The following is a 16811-nucleotide window of genomic DNA, read 5'->3' as shown; positions in this document are numbered from 1 at the left end:
CGCGCGACGCGAGGGGCCGGGCCGGTGCCTTCCCGCTGCAGGCCCGCCCGGACCGCACCCCTCGCGTCTTCCCCCCGCCCCCGGCTCACCCAACGCCCGACCAGCCCCGTACCGACCATGAACGGAGACTCCGTGGACACCGACCTCGCCCGCACGTGGGTGCAGGCCATCGCCGCCGCCGTGGACCAGCACAAGGACCACCTCACCCAGCTCGACTCGGCCATCGGCGACGCCGACCACGGCACCAACATGCACCGCGGCTTCTCCGCCGCCGTGACAGCCCTGGCCGACTACGAGCCGGACACCGTCGGGGCCGTCCTGGTCAAGACCGGCACCACCCTCATCTCCACCGTCGGCGGCGCCTCCGGACCGCTCTACGGCGGCGCCTTCCGCGCCATCGGCAAGGCCCTGGACACCCCCGCCGCCGACGCCCAGCAGGTCGCCGCCGCACTGGCCGCCGGTCTCGCGAGCATCGAGAAGCTCGGTGCCGCCGCACCCGGCGACAAGACCATGATCGACGCCTTCGCCCCGGCACTTGCCGCCTTCCGGCAACAGGCCGACGGCGGAGCCGACTTGGCCGCAGCGGCCGTGGCCGCCGCCGACGCCGCCGAAGAGGGCATGCGCGCGACCACCCCGATGCAGGCCCGCAAGGGCCGCGCCTCCTACCTCGGCGCCCGCAGCATCGGCCACCAGGACCCGGGCGCCACCTCCACCGCCCTGGTCTTCCGCGCCCTCGCCGAGACGCTGAGGTCACGCGCCGAGTCGCTGGGGGCCCGATGAGCGACCGACGCACCTACACCGGGCAGGTCGCCGCACCCGGCACAGCCCTCGGTGCCGTCCACCGAACCGACCGGCCACCCACCAGGACGCAGCTGCCCCACCGGGCCGGCGGCGACCCCACGCAACTGATCACCGACGCCTTCGACGCCGTCGCCGCCCGCTTGCTGGACCTGTCGACCTCGCTGCGTGCACAGGGCAAGGACGAAGAGGCCGACATCATGGAGGTCAACAGCTACATCGCCCAGGACCAGGATCTGCGCGACCAGGCCGTCAAGAGGGCGAACGGCGGACAGCCGATACCCATTGCCGTGAGGCAGGCCGTCGACACCTACGCCGCAACCATCGCCGCCCTGGACGACCCCACCCTCGCCGAACGCGCCGCGGACGTACGACAGGTCGGCCGCCGCGTCCTGGCCCACCTCCACGGCGAGACAGGCCCCGCCGCCGACCAGCCCCTCGTCCTGATCGCCCACGAGATCGGCGCCGCCGACCTGCTGGAACCCGGCCTGACGGTGACAGCCGCCATCTCCGTGACGGGCGGCCCGAACTCCCACGCGGCGATCGTCGCCCGCTCGCAGGGCATCCCCTTCCTCCTGGCCGTCGACCCCCAGCTCCTCGAACTGCCCGACGGGCAGGAGATCCTGCTCGACGCCGACAACGGCAACGCGGTCGCCCACCCCGACGACGAGGAACGCACCAGAGCCCTGCACGCCATGGAGAGCGCCCGAGCGCGCAGACTCGCTCTCGCCGAAGAGCGCCACCTGCCCGCCGAGACACTCGACCGGCACCGCATCGTGCTGCGGGCCAACGTGGCCACCCCGGCCGAGGCCCGCGCCGCCATGACCACGGGCGCCGAAGGCGTCGGCCTCCTCCGCACCGAACTGCCCTTCCTCAACCATCCCGCCTGGCCCACCCGCGACCAGCACGCGGCCACCCTCGTCCCGGTCCTGCGCGCGCTCACCGGGCAGGTCGTCACGGCCCGCACACTCGACTTCGCCGACGACAAACTGCCCCCCTTCCTCGCCCGCGTCCAGGGCGCGCGAATCGGCCGCGGCCTCCCCCTCATGCTCGCCCGACCGGACGCCTTCGCCGAACAGTTCCGCAGCCTGCTCGGCGCCGGGGCCGACACCGACCTGCGCATCATGATCCCCATGGTCGCGAGCGTCGACGAACTCCGCGCCTGCCGACGCCTCCTTGAAGCCGCAGCCGCCGAAGCCGGCGTACCGATACCGCCCCTGGGCATCATGGTGGAACTTCCGGAAGCCGTCGCCGCGGCCGACGACCTCGCCCGCGAAGCCTCCTTCTTCTCCATCGGCAGCAACGACCTCACCTGCCAGATCCTGGGTCTGGACCGGCGCGACCCCACTGCCACCCCGGCCATGGCGGCACATCCCGCCGTACTCGACGCCATCGCCCGCGTCGTCACCGCCGCCCACCGCCACGACCGTCAGGTCTCCGTCTGCGGCGACGCCGCCGCACATCCCCTCGTGACACCCCTCCTCATCGGCCTCGGCTGCGACGGCCTCTCGGTCGGCCCTGCCGCCCTCGACGAGGTCCGCGCCCGCATCCGCCGCCTCCGCCACGACACCTGTGCCTCCCTGGCAGCCGTCGCCCGCACCCGCGAAACACCCGAAGAGGTCTGGCGACTCGTCGAGCAGTGCTGCGGGCCGTCGCTGCCCTGAGAGCAGGAAGGGTCGGCCTGGTCTCAGGCGGCGGATCCCCGTGGACGGCGGGGCCGGGCTCCTGCACATCGTGAAGTTGGCACTTCGTCACACTTCGCCAGGACCCGGCCGACATGTTTTTTGACGGTGGATTCCGTGAGGACCAGCCGCTCGGCGATCTCCGCGTTGGTTCAGCCTTTGGCGTCCGGGCGGTCAGGTGGTGCGCTTCTGGAACTGCTGGTTGCTGCCGGTGCCGCAGGGCCACTGGATGAGGCGGGCGCCGTCGGCGGTGGAGGCGTCCTTGACGTCCAGGCACTTGCCACTGTGCCGGGCGACGAGACGGTAGTAGCCGTTGCCCTGGTCCTGGAGCAGCCACTGCTGGTTGGTGCCGGTGGTGCAGCGGTACTGGTTCACGTACGCGCCGTCCCCTGTGGAAGCCCCCGAGACGTCCAGGCACTTGCCGCTGTGCTCGGCGATGACCTGCACGTAGCCGCCTCCGGCGTCGCTGAGCCGCCACTGCTGGTTGAGGCCGCCGTCGCAGTCCCACTGGAGGACGACCGCGCTGTCGGCGGCGGAGTTGTCCGAGACGTCGACGCACCTGCCGCTGTGCCGGGCGACGAGGTTGTAGTAGGGCCCGCCACCCACGCCGGTGACCGTCCCTGCCGCCGTGTCGACGGCGATCTGCGGGTACCACGGCAGGTCCATGGTCGTCCTGGTGGGGAAGGTCAGGGGCAGCCAGATGTACTGCGAGTCCTCGACCGTGCCGCCCATCGAGTTGCCCCAGCGGTCGCCCATGTACAGGTACGAGGTGCCCGAAGTGCCCTGGACGGGGAGGACGAAGGCGGTCTGCGAGCCGTAGGCCGTGTCGTTGCCGACGTCCGTCATGGCCGTCCACGGGCCGGCGGGGCTGGTGGCAGTGGCGTACCTCTGCTGGTTGGGCTTCCATCCGCTGTTGGCGGAGGTGAGCATGAAGTAGACGCCGCTTCGCTTGAACAGCGCCGGCGCCTCGCGGAAGGTGCCGGGCCACGGGTTGGCGACCAGGCTGTCGACCCCGGTGTAGTCGGCGGTCAGTCTGAAGATGTCGAGGTCGGCGTTCTCGTTGGCGGAGGAGACCAGGTAGGCCGTGCCGTCGTCGTCCTTGTACAGGGTCATGTCCCGCGAGGTGATGCCGAGCGGCCGGAAGCTGCCCAGATAGGTGTAGTTGCCGTCGATCGTGTCCGAGACCGCGACGGCGACGCGGGCCTGGGTGTAGTCGGTGGCCAGTTCCTTGTGCATCCACATGACGTACTTGCCGGTGGCGCTGTTGTAGATGACCTTGGGCCGCTCGATGTTGGCGGAGGCCAGTTCGGCGGCGCTGTTCCGCGTGAGGACGTTGTTGCGGAACTCCCAGGTCTTCAGGTCGGTCGACCGGTAGACCGAGACGTACTTGAAGGAGTTGTCGGGATTGCGGTTCTCGCCGAACCAGTAGTAGTACGAACCGGCTTTGATCACGCCACCACCGTGGGAGTGGACCACGGCTCCGGTGGTGTCGGTGAACTGGGTCGCGTTGGTCACGGTGACCGAAGCGGCCAGCGCGGGCGCACCGGTGGCCAGAAGCCCGAACGCGCCCATCAGGACGGCCGACAGAAGCAAGCAGACACGACGGAGCATGGGGATTCCTTCGTCGAGGGTTCGGCTCCACAGGGAGCGGCTCACCCACCCGGGACGTGGATAAATGTCAGAAGGTGTGCGTTTCTGATGGAGCACGGTAGGGCGCGACAGAACCATCGTCAACGGTTCGGACCGATCCGAGCTTGGCCCCTCACAGAGAATCGCCCACCATATACATCCCATGTTCACAGCAGCGACTGAGGCGCGTCGCTGGGCTGAGGCAGGAAACCCCGCCGCTACTCTAGACGGACATGGCCCACATGGTCGTTAATACATCCAATGAATCCGGGCGATGCGGGACGGACGCCGGGCCTGCACCGGCTCGCGGACCCGCCGGTCGGCCCCCGCTGTCGACGGTCGCCGACCCTGCGCTCGTTCCGACGATCGAACAGGAGGAACCACGTTGCCGGAATCCGTCTCACGCAGATCGGTTCTCGCCGGCATGGCGGCCATGACGGCAGTCGCCGCGGTCGGCTCCGTCGCGGTGGCGACGCCCGCGTACGCCGCGACGGCCGACCCCCTGCCCCTCCCGCCCCTGCGCATGCCCAAGGTCGACCTGGGCCTGGAGCAGCAACCCGACTCAAAGATCCAGTGGCTGCAGGACGCCAAGCTGGGCATGTTCATCCACTGGGGCGTGTACTCGGGCCCGGCCAAGGGCGAGTGGTGGATGCACAACGCCCCCATCACGCCTTCCGACTACCGCAAATACCTCACCGACGCCACCAGTGAGCAGTTCACCGCGGACGCCTACGACCCCACCACGTGGGCCCAGTTGGCCAAGGACTTCGGCGCGAAGTACGTCACGCTGACGACGCGTCACCACGATGGCTTCGCACTGTGGCCGTTGAACCATCCCAACGCCTGGAGCTCGGGGCAGGCCCCGCTGAACCGGGACTTCGTCAAGGACTACGTCGCGGCGGTGCGGGCGGCCGGGCTGAAGGTGGGCCTGTACTACTCGCCGATCGACTGGCGCTACCCCGGGTACTACGACGTCACCGGCACCAACTGCGCACCCAACCCGTGGAACTACACCACCGACCCCGCGCACAAGGAGAACGCGCGGGTCATGAAGACCGAGGTGTACGAGTCCGTCAAGGAGTTGGTCACCCAGTACGGCGTCATCGACGACCTGTGGTGGGACGGCGGCTGGCTGGCGGAGAAGGGCAGTGACGCCGACGCGGCGTTCTTCTGGGAGCCCGGCCAGTACCGGGACACCGCCAACCAGTGGCCGGTGGACGCCGCCTACGGCGAGACCGACGCCAGTGGCAAGCCGCTGGGGCTGATGGGCATGGTGCGCAAGCACCAGCCCGACATCGTCGCGAACCTGCGGTCCGGCTGGATGGGCGACTACCTCAACGACGAGGGTCCCGGGGTACCCACGGGGGCGATACGCACCGGCAACCTCGTCGAGAAGGTCTTCACCGTCGGCAGCTCCTGGGGCTACAACTCCGACAACAAGGTGATGAGTTACGGCACCGCGATGAACATCCTGGTCAACTGCTGGGTGCGGAACATGACCGCGATGGTCAACGTCGGCCCGGACCGGCACGGCACCGTCTCCTTGGGCCAGGCGAACCTGCTGCGCCAGATCGGCACCTTCATGACCGCCTGCGGCCAGTCCGTCTACGGAACCCGCGGCGGACCGTGGAACCCCGTCGACGGCCAGTACGGCTTCACCTACAAGGACAGCACCTTCTACGTCCACCTGCTGCCCGGCTACAGCGGCACCTCCTTCACCACCCCGCCGATCGGCGACGCCCAGGTCACCCGCGTCTTCGACGTACGCTCCGGCACCAACCTGTCGTACACGGTCGCCGGCGACGGCCGGGTCACGGTCAACGGCATCGACCGCACCACCCACCCCCAGGACAGCGTCGTCGGCGTCACCCTGGACCGGTCCGTGCAGCCGGCCGACATCGCCGTCGGCAAGACCGCCACCGCCGACAGCGAGGAGACCTCCAAGGGCAACTACGCCGCCAAGGCCGTCGACGGGTCCACCTCCACCCGCTGGTGCGCGAACAACGGCAACACCGGCCACTGGCTGAAGGTCGACCTCGGCTCCACCCGCTCCCTGACCGGCACCCGCATCGCCTGGGAGCTGGACAAGACCAACTACCAGTACAAGATCGAGGGTTCGACCGACAACACCACCTGGACCCTCCTCGCCGACCGTACCGCCACGACCAGCACCAGCCAGGTGCAGATCGCCCAGTTCCGGGCGCAGGCGCGCTATGTGCGTGTCACGGTCACCGGGCTGCCGACCGGCGTGTGGGCCTCCCTCCGCAACCTGGAGGTCTACGATCGGCCCTTCGCCGCGGACCTCGGCACCTTCAAGCTGGTCAACCGCAACAGCGGCAAGGTGATGGACGTCAAGGACGCCTCGACCGGCGACGGCGCCTTGATCATCCAGTATCCCTGGACCGGCGGCACCAACCAGCAGTGGAAGCTGCTGCCGAACGCGGACGGCTCCTACCGGCTGGTCAGCGCCAAGAGCGGCAAGGTCCTCGAAAGTCCCGACGGCTCCACCCGGGGCGCGATCCTCGACCAGTCGACCGACGACGGCGGCGACAACCAGTGGTGGAACCTGGTCCCCTCCAAGACCAGCGGCTACTACCGGCTCGTCAACGTGCACAACGGCTGGTGCGCCGACATCAAGGACGCCTCGACCCTCGACAGCGCCTACGTGATCCAGTGGCCCACCACCGACGGCGCCAACCAGGACTGGCAGCTCGTCGCCCTCTGAACGACGGACCGTGGTGCCGGGCCGCCCGTACGTCCCGGCCCCACGGCCCGCACCCGCGGGCAGCCGGGGCCCATGAAAGCAGCAGGTCAGACGCCCTTTGCTGCGGGCTCCAGAATCGCCACGCACTCCACGTGCGACGTCATCGGGAACAGGTCGAACGCCCGGAGCGTCCGCACCCGGTACCCCCCGTCCCGGAAGTACGCCAGGTCGCGGGCCAGGGCGGCGGGGTCGCAGGCGACGTAGGCGATGCGGCGGGCGCCGAGGGAGGCGAGGTGGGCCACCGTGGCGCGGCCGGCGCCGGCGCGGGGCGGGTCGAGGACGATCAGGTCGACCTCGGTGATGCCGGTGCGCGGGAGGACCGACTCGACCTTGCCCTGCTCGACGCGGACGCGCGGGAAGTCGGCCAGGTTGTGCCGCGCGTCCTCCACGGCCCGCTTGCCGGACTCGATGCCGAGGACCGCGCCCTTCTCGCCGAGGCGGTCGGCCAGGGCGCCGGCGAAGAGGCCGACGCCGCAGTAGAGGTCCAGCGCCGTCTCGCCCTTGCGCGGGAGCAGGCCCTGCATGACCGCCGTCACCAGGGTGTCCGCGGCCTTCGGGTGGACCTGCCAGAAGCCGCCGCCCCCGACACGGTGCGTGCGGCCGTCCGCGCGCTCGCGGACGAAGGGGCGGCCGTGGACGCGGTGGACGCCGCCCGTCTTCTCGTCGACCCGCAGGACGGAGACCGGCCGGTCGAGTTCGACGAGCGGGAGGCGGCCGCCCGGGCGCGGCGTCAGGATCACCTGGCGGTCCTGCGAACCGCTCGCCGCGATCGCCTCGACGGACTCCATGCCGGTCCAGTCCCGCTTCTCGATGCCCAGCTCGCTGACGCCCTCGGCCGCGATCATGCAGTGGTCGATGCGCTCGACGTCGTGCGAGCGGTGCCGGCGCAGGCCCGCGTGCCCTTCGGCGTCGACGGCGTACTGGACGCGGGTGCGCCACTGCGGGACCTGGCCGGCGGGCAGCTTGTCGCCCTCGGCCGGCATCACCGTGCCGTCCCAGCCGGCCTCCTCGGGGGTGAGCCCCGCGAGCCGCTGGAGCTGCTCGGCGATCACCTCGCCCTTCAGCCGGCGCTGGGCGCCCGGCTTGGCGTGCTGCCAGTCGCAGCCGCCGCAGCGGCCGGGGCCGGCGAAGGGGCAGGGGGCCTCGACGCGGTCCTTGGAGGCCTCCAGGATCCGCACCGCGTCCGCGCGCAGGAAGCGGGAGCCCTCCTCGCCCTCGGTCACCCGGGCCACCACCCGCTCACCCGGCAGCGCGTGCCGGACGAACAGCACCTGGCCCTCGGCGGTGCGGGCGATGCAGTGGCCACCGTGGGCGACGGAGCCGATCTCGACCTCGTACTCCTCGCCCACCAGAGACTTCGTCGGTTCTGCCTGCATGGTGGGGTGACTCCAGATCGGGAGAGGGGGGAAGGAACGAGGCCGTGACCGGTGGGCCCGGCAGCAGCCCACCAGTCTACGGCCTCCCCGCCGGGCCTCAGTCCTTGGCGGCCGAGGACTCCTTGGGCCGTTCCACCGCCGGGCCGCGCCGGACGGCACCGGGCGCGTTCCACTCCTGGCGCCTGCGGGCGCGGTTGCGGGCCGCCTCGGAGGAGGCCAGCTGGTAAGGGACGGAGGTGACCATGACGCCGGCCGTGAAGAGCAGGCGGCCCTTCAGGCGCAGGGCGCTCTGGTTGTGCAGCAGGTGCTCGTACCAGTGGCCGACCACGTACTCGGGGATGATCACCGAGACCGCGTCGCGCGGGGACTCCTTGCGCAGGCCCTTGACGTACTCGATGATCGGCCGGGTGATCTCGCGGTACGGCGAGTCCAGGACCTTCAGCGGCACGTCGATGCCGCGCCGCTCCCACTCCTCGCGCAGCGCCTTGGTCTCCGCCGGGTCGACGTTGACGGTGAGCGCCTCCAGGGTGTCCGAGCGCATCAGCTTGGCGTAGGCGAGGGCGCGCAGGGTGGGGCGGTGGATCTTGGAGATCAGGACCACCGAGTGCACCCGGGACGGCCGTACGCTGTCGTCGCTCGGGCCCTCGGGGGCGGCGATCTCCTCGGCGACGCGGTCGTAGTGCTTACGGATCGCGGTCATCGTCGCGTAGAAGATGCACATGCCCAGCAGGGCGACCCAGGCACCGTGCGTGAACTTGGTGACGAGGACGACGACCAGCACCAGGCCGGTGAAGAAGGCGCCGAAGGCGTTGATCGCGCGGGAGCGGATCATGTGGCTGCGCTTGGCCGGGTCCTTCTCCACGGCGAGGTGGCGGTTCCAGTGCCGGACCATGCCGGTCTGGCTGAGCGTGAAGGACACGAACACGCCGACGATGTAGAGCTGGATCAGGCGCGTGGAGTCGGCGCCGTAGATGAACACCAGCAGGGTGGCCGCGCCGGCCAGCAGCACGATGCCGTTGGAGAAGGCGAGGCGGTCGCCGCGGGTGTGCAGCTGGCGCGGCAGGTAGCGGTCCTGGGCGAGGATCGAGCCGAGCAGCGGGAAGCCGTTGTACGCCGTGTTCGCGGCCAGGAAGAGGACCAGGGCGGTGGCCGCGGCCAGCACGACGAACAGGAAGCTGCCCTTGCCGAACACCGCCTCGGCGACCTGGGAGATCACCGGGTTCTGGACATAGCCGGAGCCGAGCGGGGTCCCGTTGTGGAGCAGGTCGGTGGCCGGGTTCTCGGCCATGCGGACCTTGGTCGACATGGCCAGCGCGATGATGCCGCAGAACATGGTCACGGCCAGCAGGCCCATCATCGCCAGCGTGGTCGCCGCGTTCTTCGACTTGGGCTTGCGGAACGCGGGGACACCGTTGGAGATGGCCTCCACACCGGTCAGGGCCGCACAGCCGGAGGAGAAGGCGCGCAGCAGCAGGAAGACGAGGGCGAAGCCCGCGAGGCCCTGGTGCTCGGCCTTGATGTGGTACGCGGCGGTCGGCGCGCGCATGGTGTCGCCGAGGACCAGGCCGCGGAAGGCGCCCCACGCGATCATGATGAAGACGCCCGCGACGAAGACGTACGTCGGGATCGCGAACAGCGTGCCCGACTCCCTCACCCCGCGCAGGTTCATCAGCGTCAGCAGGACGATCACGGCGACGGCGCACAGCACCTTGTGCTGGACGACGAAGGGGATCGCGGAACCGAGGTTCTCGATGCCGGAGGCGATGGAGACGGCGACGGTCAGGACGTAGTCGACGAGCAGGGCGCTGGCCACCGTCAGGCCGGCCTTGGGCCCGAGGTTGGTGGTCGCCACCTCGTAGTCGCCGCCACCGCTCGGGTAGGCGTGCACGTTCTGCCGGTAGGAGGCGACGACGGTGAACATCAGCACGACGACCGCGACGGCGATCCAGGGGCTGAAGTGGTACGCCGACACGCCCGCGATGGACAGGACCAGCAGGACCTCCCCCGGCGCGTAGGCGACGGAGGACAGCGGGTCGGAGGCGAAGACGGGGAGGGCGATGCGCTTCGGCAGGAGGGTCTCGCCCAGCCGGTCACTGCGCAGTGCGCGCCCGATCAGAATCCGTTTGGGCACGTCGGTCAGTTTGGACACGACAGAGGATCGTATGCCTTCGAACACGCAGACGCCCACCCGGCACCCGGGTTCTGCCTCACGAGTGAAATCAGAGGCGCACTGAACTGCGGATTCCGTGGTCCGCGCGCTCCCCGTGCCTAGATGGCAAACCCCGCCCGTCACGGCGCCTCGGAGGTCCCATGCCCGCGACCGCAGAGCTGATCGGGGCCACGGTCGCCCTGGCCTGCCTCGGAATCCTGACCCTGTGCAGCGTGCGCAGCATCACGCGCCGCAAGGCCCCGCCGCTGGCCACCGAGGGCGACCGGCGCCCGTGACCGGCGAAACCCCGGGCAGGGGGGTGCCCACCCCGAACCGCTCCTGTGTAGCTTTGGGCGTCGGTCTGAGACCCTGATGCTGAGCAGTAACTTTTGGACACCGGAAGGACGGTCGTGCACATCGTCATCATGGGCTGCGGAAGAGTGGGATCCGCTCTTGCCCAGACCCTGGAGCAACAGGGACACACGGTCGCCGTGATCGACCAGGACCCCACCGCCTTCCGCCGGCTGGGCCCGGGCTTCGGGGGCCGCCGGGTCACCGGGGTCGGATTCGACCAGGACACCCTGCGCGAGGCGGGCATCGAGGAGGCCGGCGCCTTCGCCGCCGTTTCCAGCGGTGACAACTCCAACATCATCGCCGCGCGTGTGGCCCGCGAGATGTTCGGCGTGGAGAACGTGGCCGCCCGCATCTACGACCCCCGGCGCGCCGAGGTCTACCAGCGCCTCGGCATCCCCACCGTGGCCACGGTCCGCTGGACGGCCGACCAGATGCTGCGCCGCCTGCTGCCCTCGGGCGCCGAGCCGCTGTGGCGCGACCCCAGCGGCGCGGTGCAGCTCGCCGAGGTGCACGCCTCCGCCAAGTGGGTCGGCCACAAGATCAGCAAGCTGCACGAGGAGACGGGCGTCCGGGTCGCGTTCCTGACCCGCCTCGGCGAGGCCATCCTGCCCACCTCGCAGACGGTGCTGCAGGAGGGCGACCTGGTCCACGTGATGATGCGGACGGACGACGTCGAGAAGGTCGAGGCGGCGTTCGCTTCGGGCCCGGAAGAGGAGGCCGGTCACTGATGAGGGTCGCCATTGCCGGAGCCGGCGCCGTCGGCCGCTCGATCGCGGGCGAACTGCTGGAGAACGGCCACGAGGTCCTGCTGATCGACAAGGCCCCGACCGCCATCTCGGTGGAGCGGGTGCCCCAGGCGGAGTGGCTGCTGGCCGACGCCTGTGAGATCACGTCCCTGGACGAGGCGGCGCTCCAGCGCTGCAACGTCGTGATCGCCGCGACCGGCGACGACAAGGTCAACCTGGTCGTCTCGCTGCTGGCGAAGACGGAGTACGGCGTTCCGCGCGTCGTCGCCCGGGTGAACAACCCGAAGAACGAGTGGCTGTTCAACGAGGCCTGGGGCGTCGACGTCGCCGTCTCCACCCCGCGTCTGATGTCCGCCCTGGTGGAGGAGGCGGTGAGCGTCGGCGACCTGGTCCGGCTGCTCCGCTTCAGCCACGGCGACGCCAACCTCGTGGAGCTGACCCTGCCCGAGGAGTCGGCGCTGGCCGGCACCCAGGTCGGCGAGGTGCAGTGGCCGGAGGACACCTCCCTGGTCACGATCATCCGCGGCACGCGCGTGCTGACCCCGTCCAAGGAGGACTCCCTGGAGCCGGGCGACGAACTCCTCTTCGTGGCCGCGCAGGCCCGTGAGGAGCAGCTCGAGGAGCTGCTGTCGGTGCGGCGCGAAGAAGGCTGACGCCGACCGGAGGCCGGCCGGCAACGCGAAGGGCGCCCTTGTTGCCAAGGGCGCCCTTCGCGTCGTACGACGGCCGTCTACGCCTCGCGGCGGTGGCGGCCGGCCGTCGGCTCGCCGCTCTCGGCGGCCGGCGCGGCCTTGCGTTCCTTCTCGGCCTGCTCCTCGGCCTCCATCTCCGCGAACACGTCGATCGGCGCGGGTGCCTTCGCCAGGAAGACCCAGGTGAGCCACACCGCCAGCAGGAAGGGCGGGATCTTCAGGATGACGAGGACCCAGCCGAGCTGCGTGGTGTCGGCCCACCAGTACAGCGGGAAGAGGATCGCGCACTTGCCGAGCAGGATCAGGCCCCAGGCCCAGCTCGCCTTCGTGTACGCCTTCTTGCGGCCGGGGTTACGGGTGCGCCAGGAGAGGTTCTCCTTGAAGACCGGCCCGAGCATCAGGCCCATCAGGGGCACGCCGGCCACGGCCGTGACGATGTAGGCCACCGCCAGGCCCAGGGTGTAGAGCATGCCCGGCAGGTAGAAGTTCTTGGCGTTGCCGGTGAACATGGCGAACAGCACGCCGAACGCCACGCCGAAGACACCGCTGAAGGCGTGCTTGACGGTGTCCTTCCGCGCCAGCCGGACCACGACCAGGACCAGCGAGACGACGAGCGCGGCGATCGCCGACAGGTGCAGGTTCTTGTTGACCGTGAAGATCGCGACGAAGAGAAGGCCCGGCACGACCGTCTCGACCATGCCGCGGACCCCGCCGAACGCCTCGAACAGCGCGGCCTCGGTCACCGCCCGGGCGTCGTCGGTCCGGGTCTCTCCGGCGTGTTCGGTCGGCTTGTCGAGGGACGTCACCGGCTACTCCCGTCCGAGGGGTCGCAGTTCGTATTTCGGGTTGAACAGCACCCGGCGGCCCCGGCTCATCGAGATCCGGCCCGATGCGATCAGCTTGCGCCCCGGTTCTATGCCCACGATGGAGCGCCTGCCGAGCCACACCACGTCCAGCGCCGCGGAGCCGTCGAACAGCTCGGCCTCCAGGGCGGGGACTCCGGCGCGTGGGCGCAGGGTGACCGTGCGCAAGGTACCAGTTACGGTGACGATCTGCCGGTCCCGGCAGTCACCGATCTTGATACAGCCGGCCGTCTCGGCGTCCTCGCGCAGTTCCTCCGACTCCAGGTCCTCCTGCGACGAGGAGAGCCGGTCGAGCATGCGCCGGAACCGGCCGGCCGGCTTTTCGGAACGAGGAACAGCAGTCATATCTGAAGCGTACCGGGGGCCACCGCCAGGACCGGAAGTCACCTCACTGATACGGCAGACGCCCCTGAGAAGGCCCACTTCTCGAACCGGCCGACGGCTACTTCTCGAACCGGTAACCCATCCCGGGCTCCGTGATGAAGTGCTTCGGGTGCGAGGGGTCCGTCTCCAGTTTCCGGCGCAGCTGGGCCATGTACACGCGCAGGTAGTTCGTCTCCGTGCCGTACGACGGGCCCCAGACCTCCTGCAGCAGCTGCTTCTGACCGACCAGGCGGCCGGCGTTGCGCACCAGTACCTCCAGCAGGTGCCACTCGGTCGGGGTGAGCCGCACGTCCTTGCCGGCCCGGTTGACCTTCTTCGCGGCCAGGTCGACGGTGAACCCCGCCGTCTCCACGCTCGTCACGTCGTCCTCCCCGGGCCCGACCGGCTCGGCCCGGCGCACGGCGGCCCGCAGCCGCGCCAGCAGCTCGTCCATGCCGAACGGCTTGGTGACGTAGTCGTCGGCGCCCGCGTCCAGCGCCTGCACCTTCTCGTCGGAGGAGTGGCGGGCGGACAGCACCAGGATCGGCACCCGGGTCCAGCCGCGCAGCCCCCGGATCACCTCGACGCCGTCCATGTCCGGCAGGCCCAGGTCGAGGACGACGACGTCGGGGTGGCGGGACGCGGCGAGTTCGAGGGCGGTCCGGCCGTCGGCGGCGGCGTCGACCTCGTACTTGCGTGCCTTGAGGTTGATCACGAGAGCGCGCACGATCTGCGGCTCGTCGTCGACCACCAGCACCCGGGTCGTCATAGGGTCTGCCTTTCTGGTTCTGCGGAGTCCGCCGGCGCGTGCGCGTACTCGGGACGCGATCCTGCCGCGCGCAGGCTCAGCACCATGGTGAGCCCGCCGCCCGGCGTGTCCTCGGCGTCGAGGGTGCCGCCCATGGCCTCGGCGAAGCCGCGGGCCACCGCGAGCCCGAGTCCTACGCCGGCGCCGCGCGGGGCGTCCCCGTACCGCTGGAAGGGTTCGAAGATGCGGTCCTTCGCCTCGTCCGGCACCCCCGGCCCGCGGTCCACGACGCGGATCTCGACGCGGTCCACCAGGGCGCTGGCCGACACCAGGACGCGCCGCCCGTGCGGGCTGTACTTGACGGCGTTCTCCACCAGGTTGGCCACCGACCGCTCCAGCAGTCCGGGGTCGACGGCGACCATCGGCAGGGTCTCGGGCACGTCCAGCTCGACGCTGTCCTCGGGGACGCCGCCGAGCGCCATGGGGACGACCTCGTCGACGTCGATCTCGCGGATGAGCGGGGTGACCGTGCCGGTCTGCAGGCGGGACATGTCGAGCAGGTTGCCGACGAGGTGGTCGAGCCGGTCGGCGCCCTCCTCGATGCCCTCCAGCAGCTCCGCCCGGTCCTCCTGGGACCAGGCCACGTCGTCGGAGCGCAGCGAGGAGACGGCGGCCTTGATGCCGGCGAGCGGGGTGCGCAGGTCGTGGCTGACGGCGGCCAGCAGGGCGGTGCGGATGCGGTTGCCCTCGGCGAGGGCGCGGGCCTGGTCGGCCTCCTCCTGCAGGCGTCTGCGGTCCAGCACGACGGCTGCCTGCGCGGCGAAGGCGGCGAGCACCCGGCGGTCCTCGGCGGGCAGCACCCGGCCGGTGAGCGCCAGCGCCATGTGATCCCCTGCCGGCATGTCGACGTCGGCGTCCTCGGGCCGCTCCAGCGGCGGCCCGAACCCGGCGCGGCCGGCGCAGGTCCAGGGCTCGACGTCGCTCGCCCGTTCCAGCAGGGCCGCCGACTCCATGGCGAAGGTCTCCCGGACCCGCTCCAGCAGCTCCTCCAGGCCCGTCTCGCCGCGCAGTACGTTGCCGGCCAGGAAGGAGAGGATCTCGGACTCGGCGCGCAGCCGGGCGGCCTGGTGGGTGCGCCGGGCGGCGAGGTCCACCACCGAGGCGACCGACATGCCGACGCCGAAGAAGATCGCGATGGCGACGATGTTCCGGGGGTCGGCGATGGTCAGCCGGTGCAGGGGCGGGGTGTAGAAGTAGTTCAGCAGCAGCGAGCCGAAGGCCGCCGAGGCCAGGGCGGGCAGCAGACCGCCGAGCAGCGCCGCCGCGACGGTGACGGCCAGGAACAGCAGCATGTCGTTGGCGAGGCCGAGGTCGACGGTGTTCAGCAGCACCGCCAGGGCCGCCGGTCCGGCCAGCCCCACCAGCCAGCCCCAGACGATCCGCGCCCGGCCGAGGCGCGCGCCCCGGGCGACGGGCAGTCCGCGGCCCTTGGCGACCTCCTCGTGGGTGACGATGTGGACGTCGAGGTCGGGACCGGACTCGCGGGCGACCGTGGCGCCGACGCCGGGTCCGAAAACGTACTGCCAGGCCTTGCGGCGCGAGGAGCCCAGCACGATCTGGGTGGCGTTGACGCCGCGCGCGAAGGCGAGGAGGGCGGCCGGTATGTCGTCGCCGACCACGTGGTGGAAGGTGCCGCCGAGGTCCTCCACGAGGGTGCGCTGGACCGCCAGTTCCTTCGGGGACGCGGAGGTGAGGCCGTCGCTGCGGGCTATGTAGACGGCGAGCACCTCGCCGCCGGCGCCCTTCTCGGCGAGCCGGGCGGCACGCCGTATCAGGGTGCGCCCCTCGGGGCCTCCGGTCAGTCCGACCACGATCCGCTCGCGCGAGCCCCATATCTTCGAGACCCGGTGCTCGCTGCGGTACGCGTTCAGGTACTCGTCGACCCGGTCGGCCACCCACAGCAGCGCCAGTTCGCGCAGGGCGGTGAGGTTGCCGGGGCGGAAGTGGTTGGACAGGGCCGCGTCCACCTTGTCCGGCTGGTAGATGTTGCCGTGGGCCATGCGGCGGCGCAGTGCCTGCGGTGACATGTCGACCAGCTCGATCTGGTCGGCGCGGCGCACGACCTCGTCCGGCACGGTCTCCCGCTGCCGTACACCGGTGATCGACTCCACGACGTCGCCGAGGGACTCCAGGTGTTGGATGTTGACCGTCGAGACGACGTCGATCCCGGCGGCGAGCAGCTCCTCGACGTCCTGCCAGCGCTTGGCGTTGCGGGAGCCGGGGATGTTGGTGTGGGCGAGTTCGTCCACGAGGGCGACGGCGGGGTCCCGGCGCAGCACGGCGTCGACGTCCATCTCGCCGAAGGTGGCGCCCCGGTACTCCAGTTGCCGGCGGGGCACCTGCTCCAGGCCGTGCAGCATGACCTCGGTGCGCGGCCGCTCGTGATGCTCGACGACGGCCACGACGCAGTCGGTGCCCCGCTCGGTGCGGCGGTGGGCCTCGGACAGCATGGCGTACGTCTTGCCCACGCCCGGTGCCGCGCCGAGGTAGATCCGAAGCTTGCCGCGTGCCATGGCCCCATTGTCTTCCGGTGACTGCCGCCTACGCAGCGTCGACCCTACGTCCCGCGATGCGGACGAAGCGGACG

General features: G+C 70.7%; 13 protein-coding genes and 1 pseudogene. 6 read left to right on the top strand and 8 right to left on the bottom strand.

The genetic code is table 11. From position 1 onward, the window contains the following. Window positions 1-117: 117 nt before the first annotated feature. Both dhaL and ACZ404_RS11525 read left to right on the top strand, forming a co-directional pair. Window positions 118-780: a dihydroxyacetone kinase subunit DhaL gene (dhaL, locus tag ACZ404_RS11530; protein ID WP_468438468.1), complete on the top strand. Its 663-nt coding sequence runs from the start codon at window positions 118-120 to the stop codon at window positions 778-780. After that, complete coding sequence (locus ACZ404_RS11525) at window positions 777-2462, top strand: phosphoenolpyruvate--protein phosphotransferase (RefSeq protein WP_468438466.1); 1686 nt, start codon at window positions 777-779, stop codon at window positions 2460-2462. Before dhaL ends, ACZ404_RS11525 begins: the two co-directional genes overlap by 4 nt. Window positions 2463-2554: 92 nt before the next feature. On the opposite strand, the pseudogene ACZ404_RS11520 reads toward ACZ404_RS11525, so the two are convergent. Beyond that, window positions 2555-2632 (bottom strand): annotated as a pseudogene (locus ACZ404_RS11520) (LuxR C-terminal-related transcriptional regulator); the annotation flags it as partial. Window positions 2633-2654: 22 nt separating this feature from the next. Continuing rightward, complete coding sequence (locus ACZ404_RS11515) at window positions 2655-4091, bottom strand: RICIN domain-containing protein (RefSeq protein WP_468438464.1); 1437 nt, start codon at window positions 4089-4091, stop codon at window positions 2655-2657. 451 nt (window positions 4092-4542) lie between these two features. Here ACZ404_RS11515 and ACZ404_RS11510 point away from each other — a divergent pair, with 451 nt between their 5' ends. Further along, the gene (locus ACZ404_RS11510; RefSeq protein WP_468438462.1) at window positions 4543-6834 is read left to right on the top strand and encodes an alpha-L-fucosidase; all 2292 of its coding nucleotides are present in this window, start codon (window positions 4543-4545) and stop codon (window positions 6832-6834) included. An 86-nt stretch (window positions 6835-6920) separates the two neighbouring features. On the opposite strand, the gene ACZ404_RS11505 is transcribed toward ACZ404_RS11510, so the two are convergent. Continuing rightward, entirely contained in the window at window positions 6921-8249 is a 1329-nt protein-coding gene (locus ACZ404_RS11505) for a class I SAM-dependent RNA methyltransferase (RefSeq protein ID WP_468438460.1), read from the bottom strand. A gap of 97 nt (window positions 8250-8346) precedes the next feature. Continuing rightward, window positions 8347-10398: an APC family permease gene (locus tag ACZ404_RS11500; RefSeq protein ID WP_468438458.1), complete on the bottom strand. Its 2052-nt coding sequence runs from the start codon at window positions 10396-10398 to the stop codon at window positions 8347-8349. 161 nt (window positions 10399-10559) lie between these two features. On the opposite strand from ACZ404_RS11500, the gene ACZ404_RS11495 reads away from it, so the two are divergent. The 3 genes from ACZ404_RS11495 (at window position 10560) to ACZ404_RS11485 (ending at window position 12151) form a co-directional block, all read left to right on the top strand. Then, window positions 10560-10694, top strand: coding sequence for a hypothetical protein (locus tag ACZ404_RS11495; RefSeq protein ID WP_468438456.1), 135 nt, complete (start codon window positions 10560-10562; stop codon window positions 10692-10694). A gap of 114 nt (window positions 10695-10808) precedes the next feature. Beyond that, a complete protein-coding gene (locus ACZ404_RS11490; protein WP_468438455.1) occupies window positions 10809-11480 on the top strand; it encodes a potassium channel family protein in 672 nt (223 codons plus the stop codon). Further along, window positions 11480-12151, top strand: coding sequence for a potassium channel family protein (locus ACZ404_RS11485; protein ID WP_468438453.1), 672 nt, complete (start codon window positions 11480-11482; stop codon window positions 12149-12151). Before ACZ404_RS11490 ends, ACZ404_RS11485 begins: the two co-directional genes overlap by 1 nt. Before the next feature lie 77 nt (window positions 12152-12228). Here ACZ404_RS11485 and ACZ404_RS11480 read toward each other — a convergent pair whose 3' ends face one another. The 4 genes from ACZ404_RS11480 to ACZ404_RS11465 form a co-directional block, all read right to left on the bottom strand. Further along, window positions 12229-12996, bottom strand: coding sequence for a DUF3159 domain-containing protein (locus ACZ404_RS11480; RefSeq protein ID WP_468438451.1), 768 nt, complete (start codon window positions 12994-12996; stop codon window positions 12229-12231). A 3-nt stretch (window positions 12997-12999) separates the two neighbouring features. Then, complete coding sequence (locus ACZ404_RS11475; protein ID WP_468438449.1) at window positions 13000-13398, bottom strand: OB-fold nucleic acid binding domain-containing protein; 399 nt, start codon at window positions 13396-13398, stop codon at window positions 13000-13002. A gap of 97 nt (window positions 13399-13495) precedes the next feature. After that, window positions 13496-14185: a response regulator gene (locus tag ACZ404_RS11470; protein ID WP_468438447.1), complete on the bottom strand. Its 690-nt coding sequence runs from the start codon at window positions 14183-14185 to the stop codon at window positions 13496-13498. After that, window positions 14182-16737, bottom strand: a complete 2556-nt coding sequence (locus ACZ404_RS11465; protein WP_468438445.1) for an ATP-binding protein — start codon at window positions 16735-16737, stop codon at window positions 14182-14184. Before ACZ404_RS11465 ends, ACZ404_RS11470 begins: the two co-directional genes overlap by 4 nt. Window positions 16738-16811 lie beyond the last annotated feature (74 nt).

The organism is Streptomyces sp. NPDC030798 (assembly GCF_055572275.1).
Note: the sequence above shows the minus strand (reverse complement) of the source record. Positions and strands in the feature narration are given on the sequence as shown.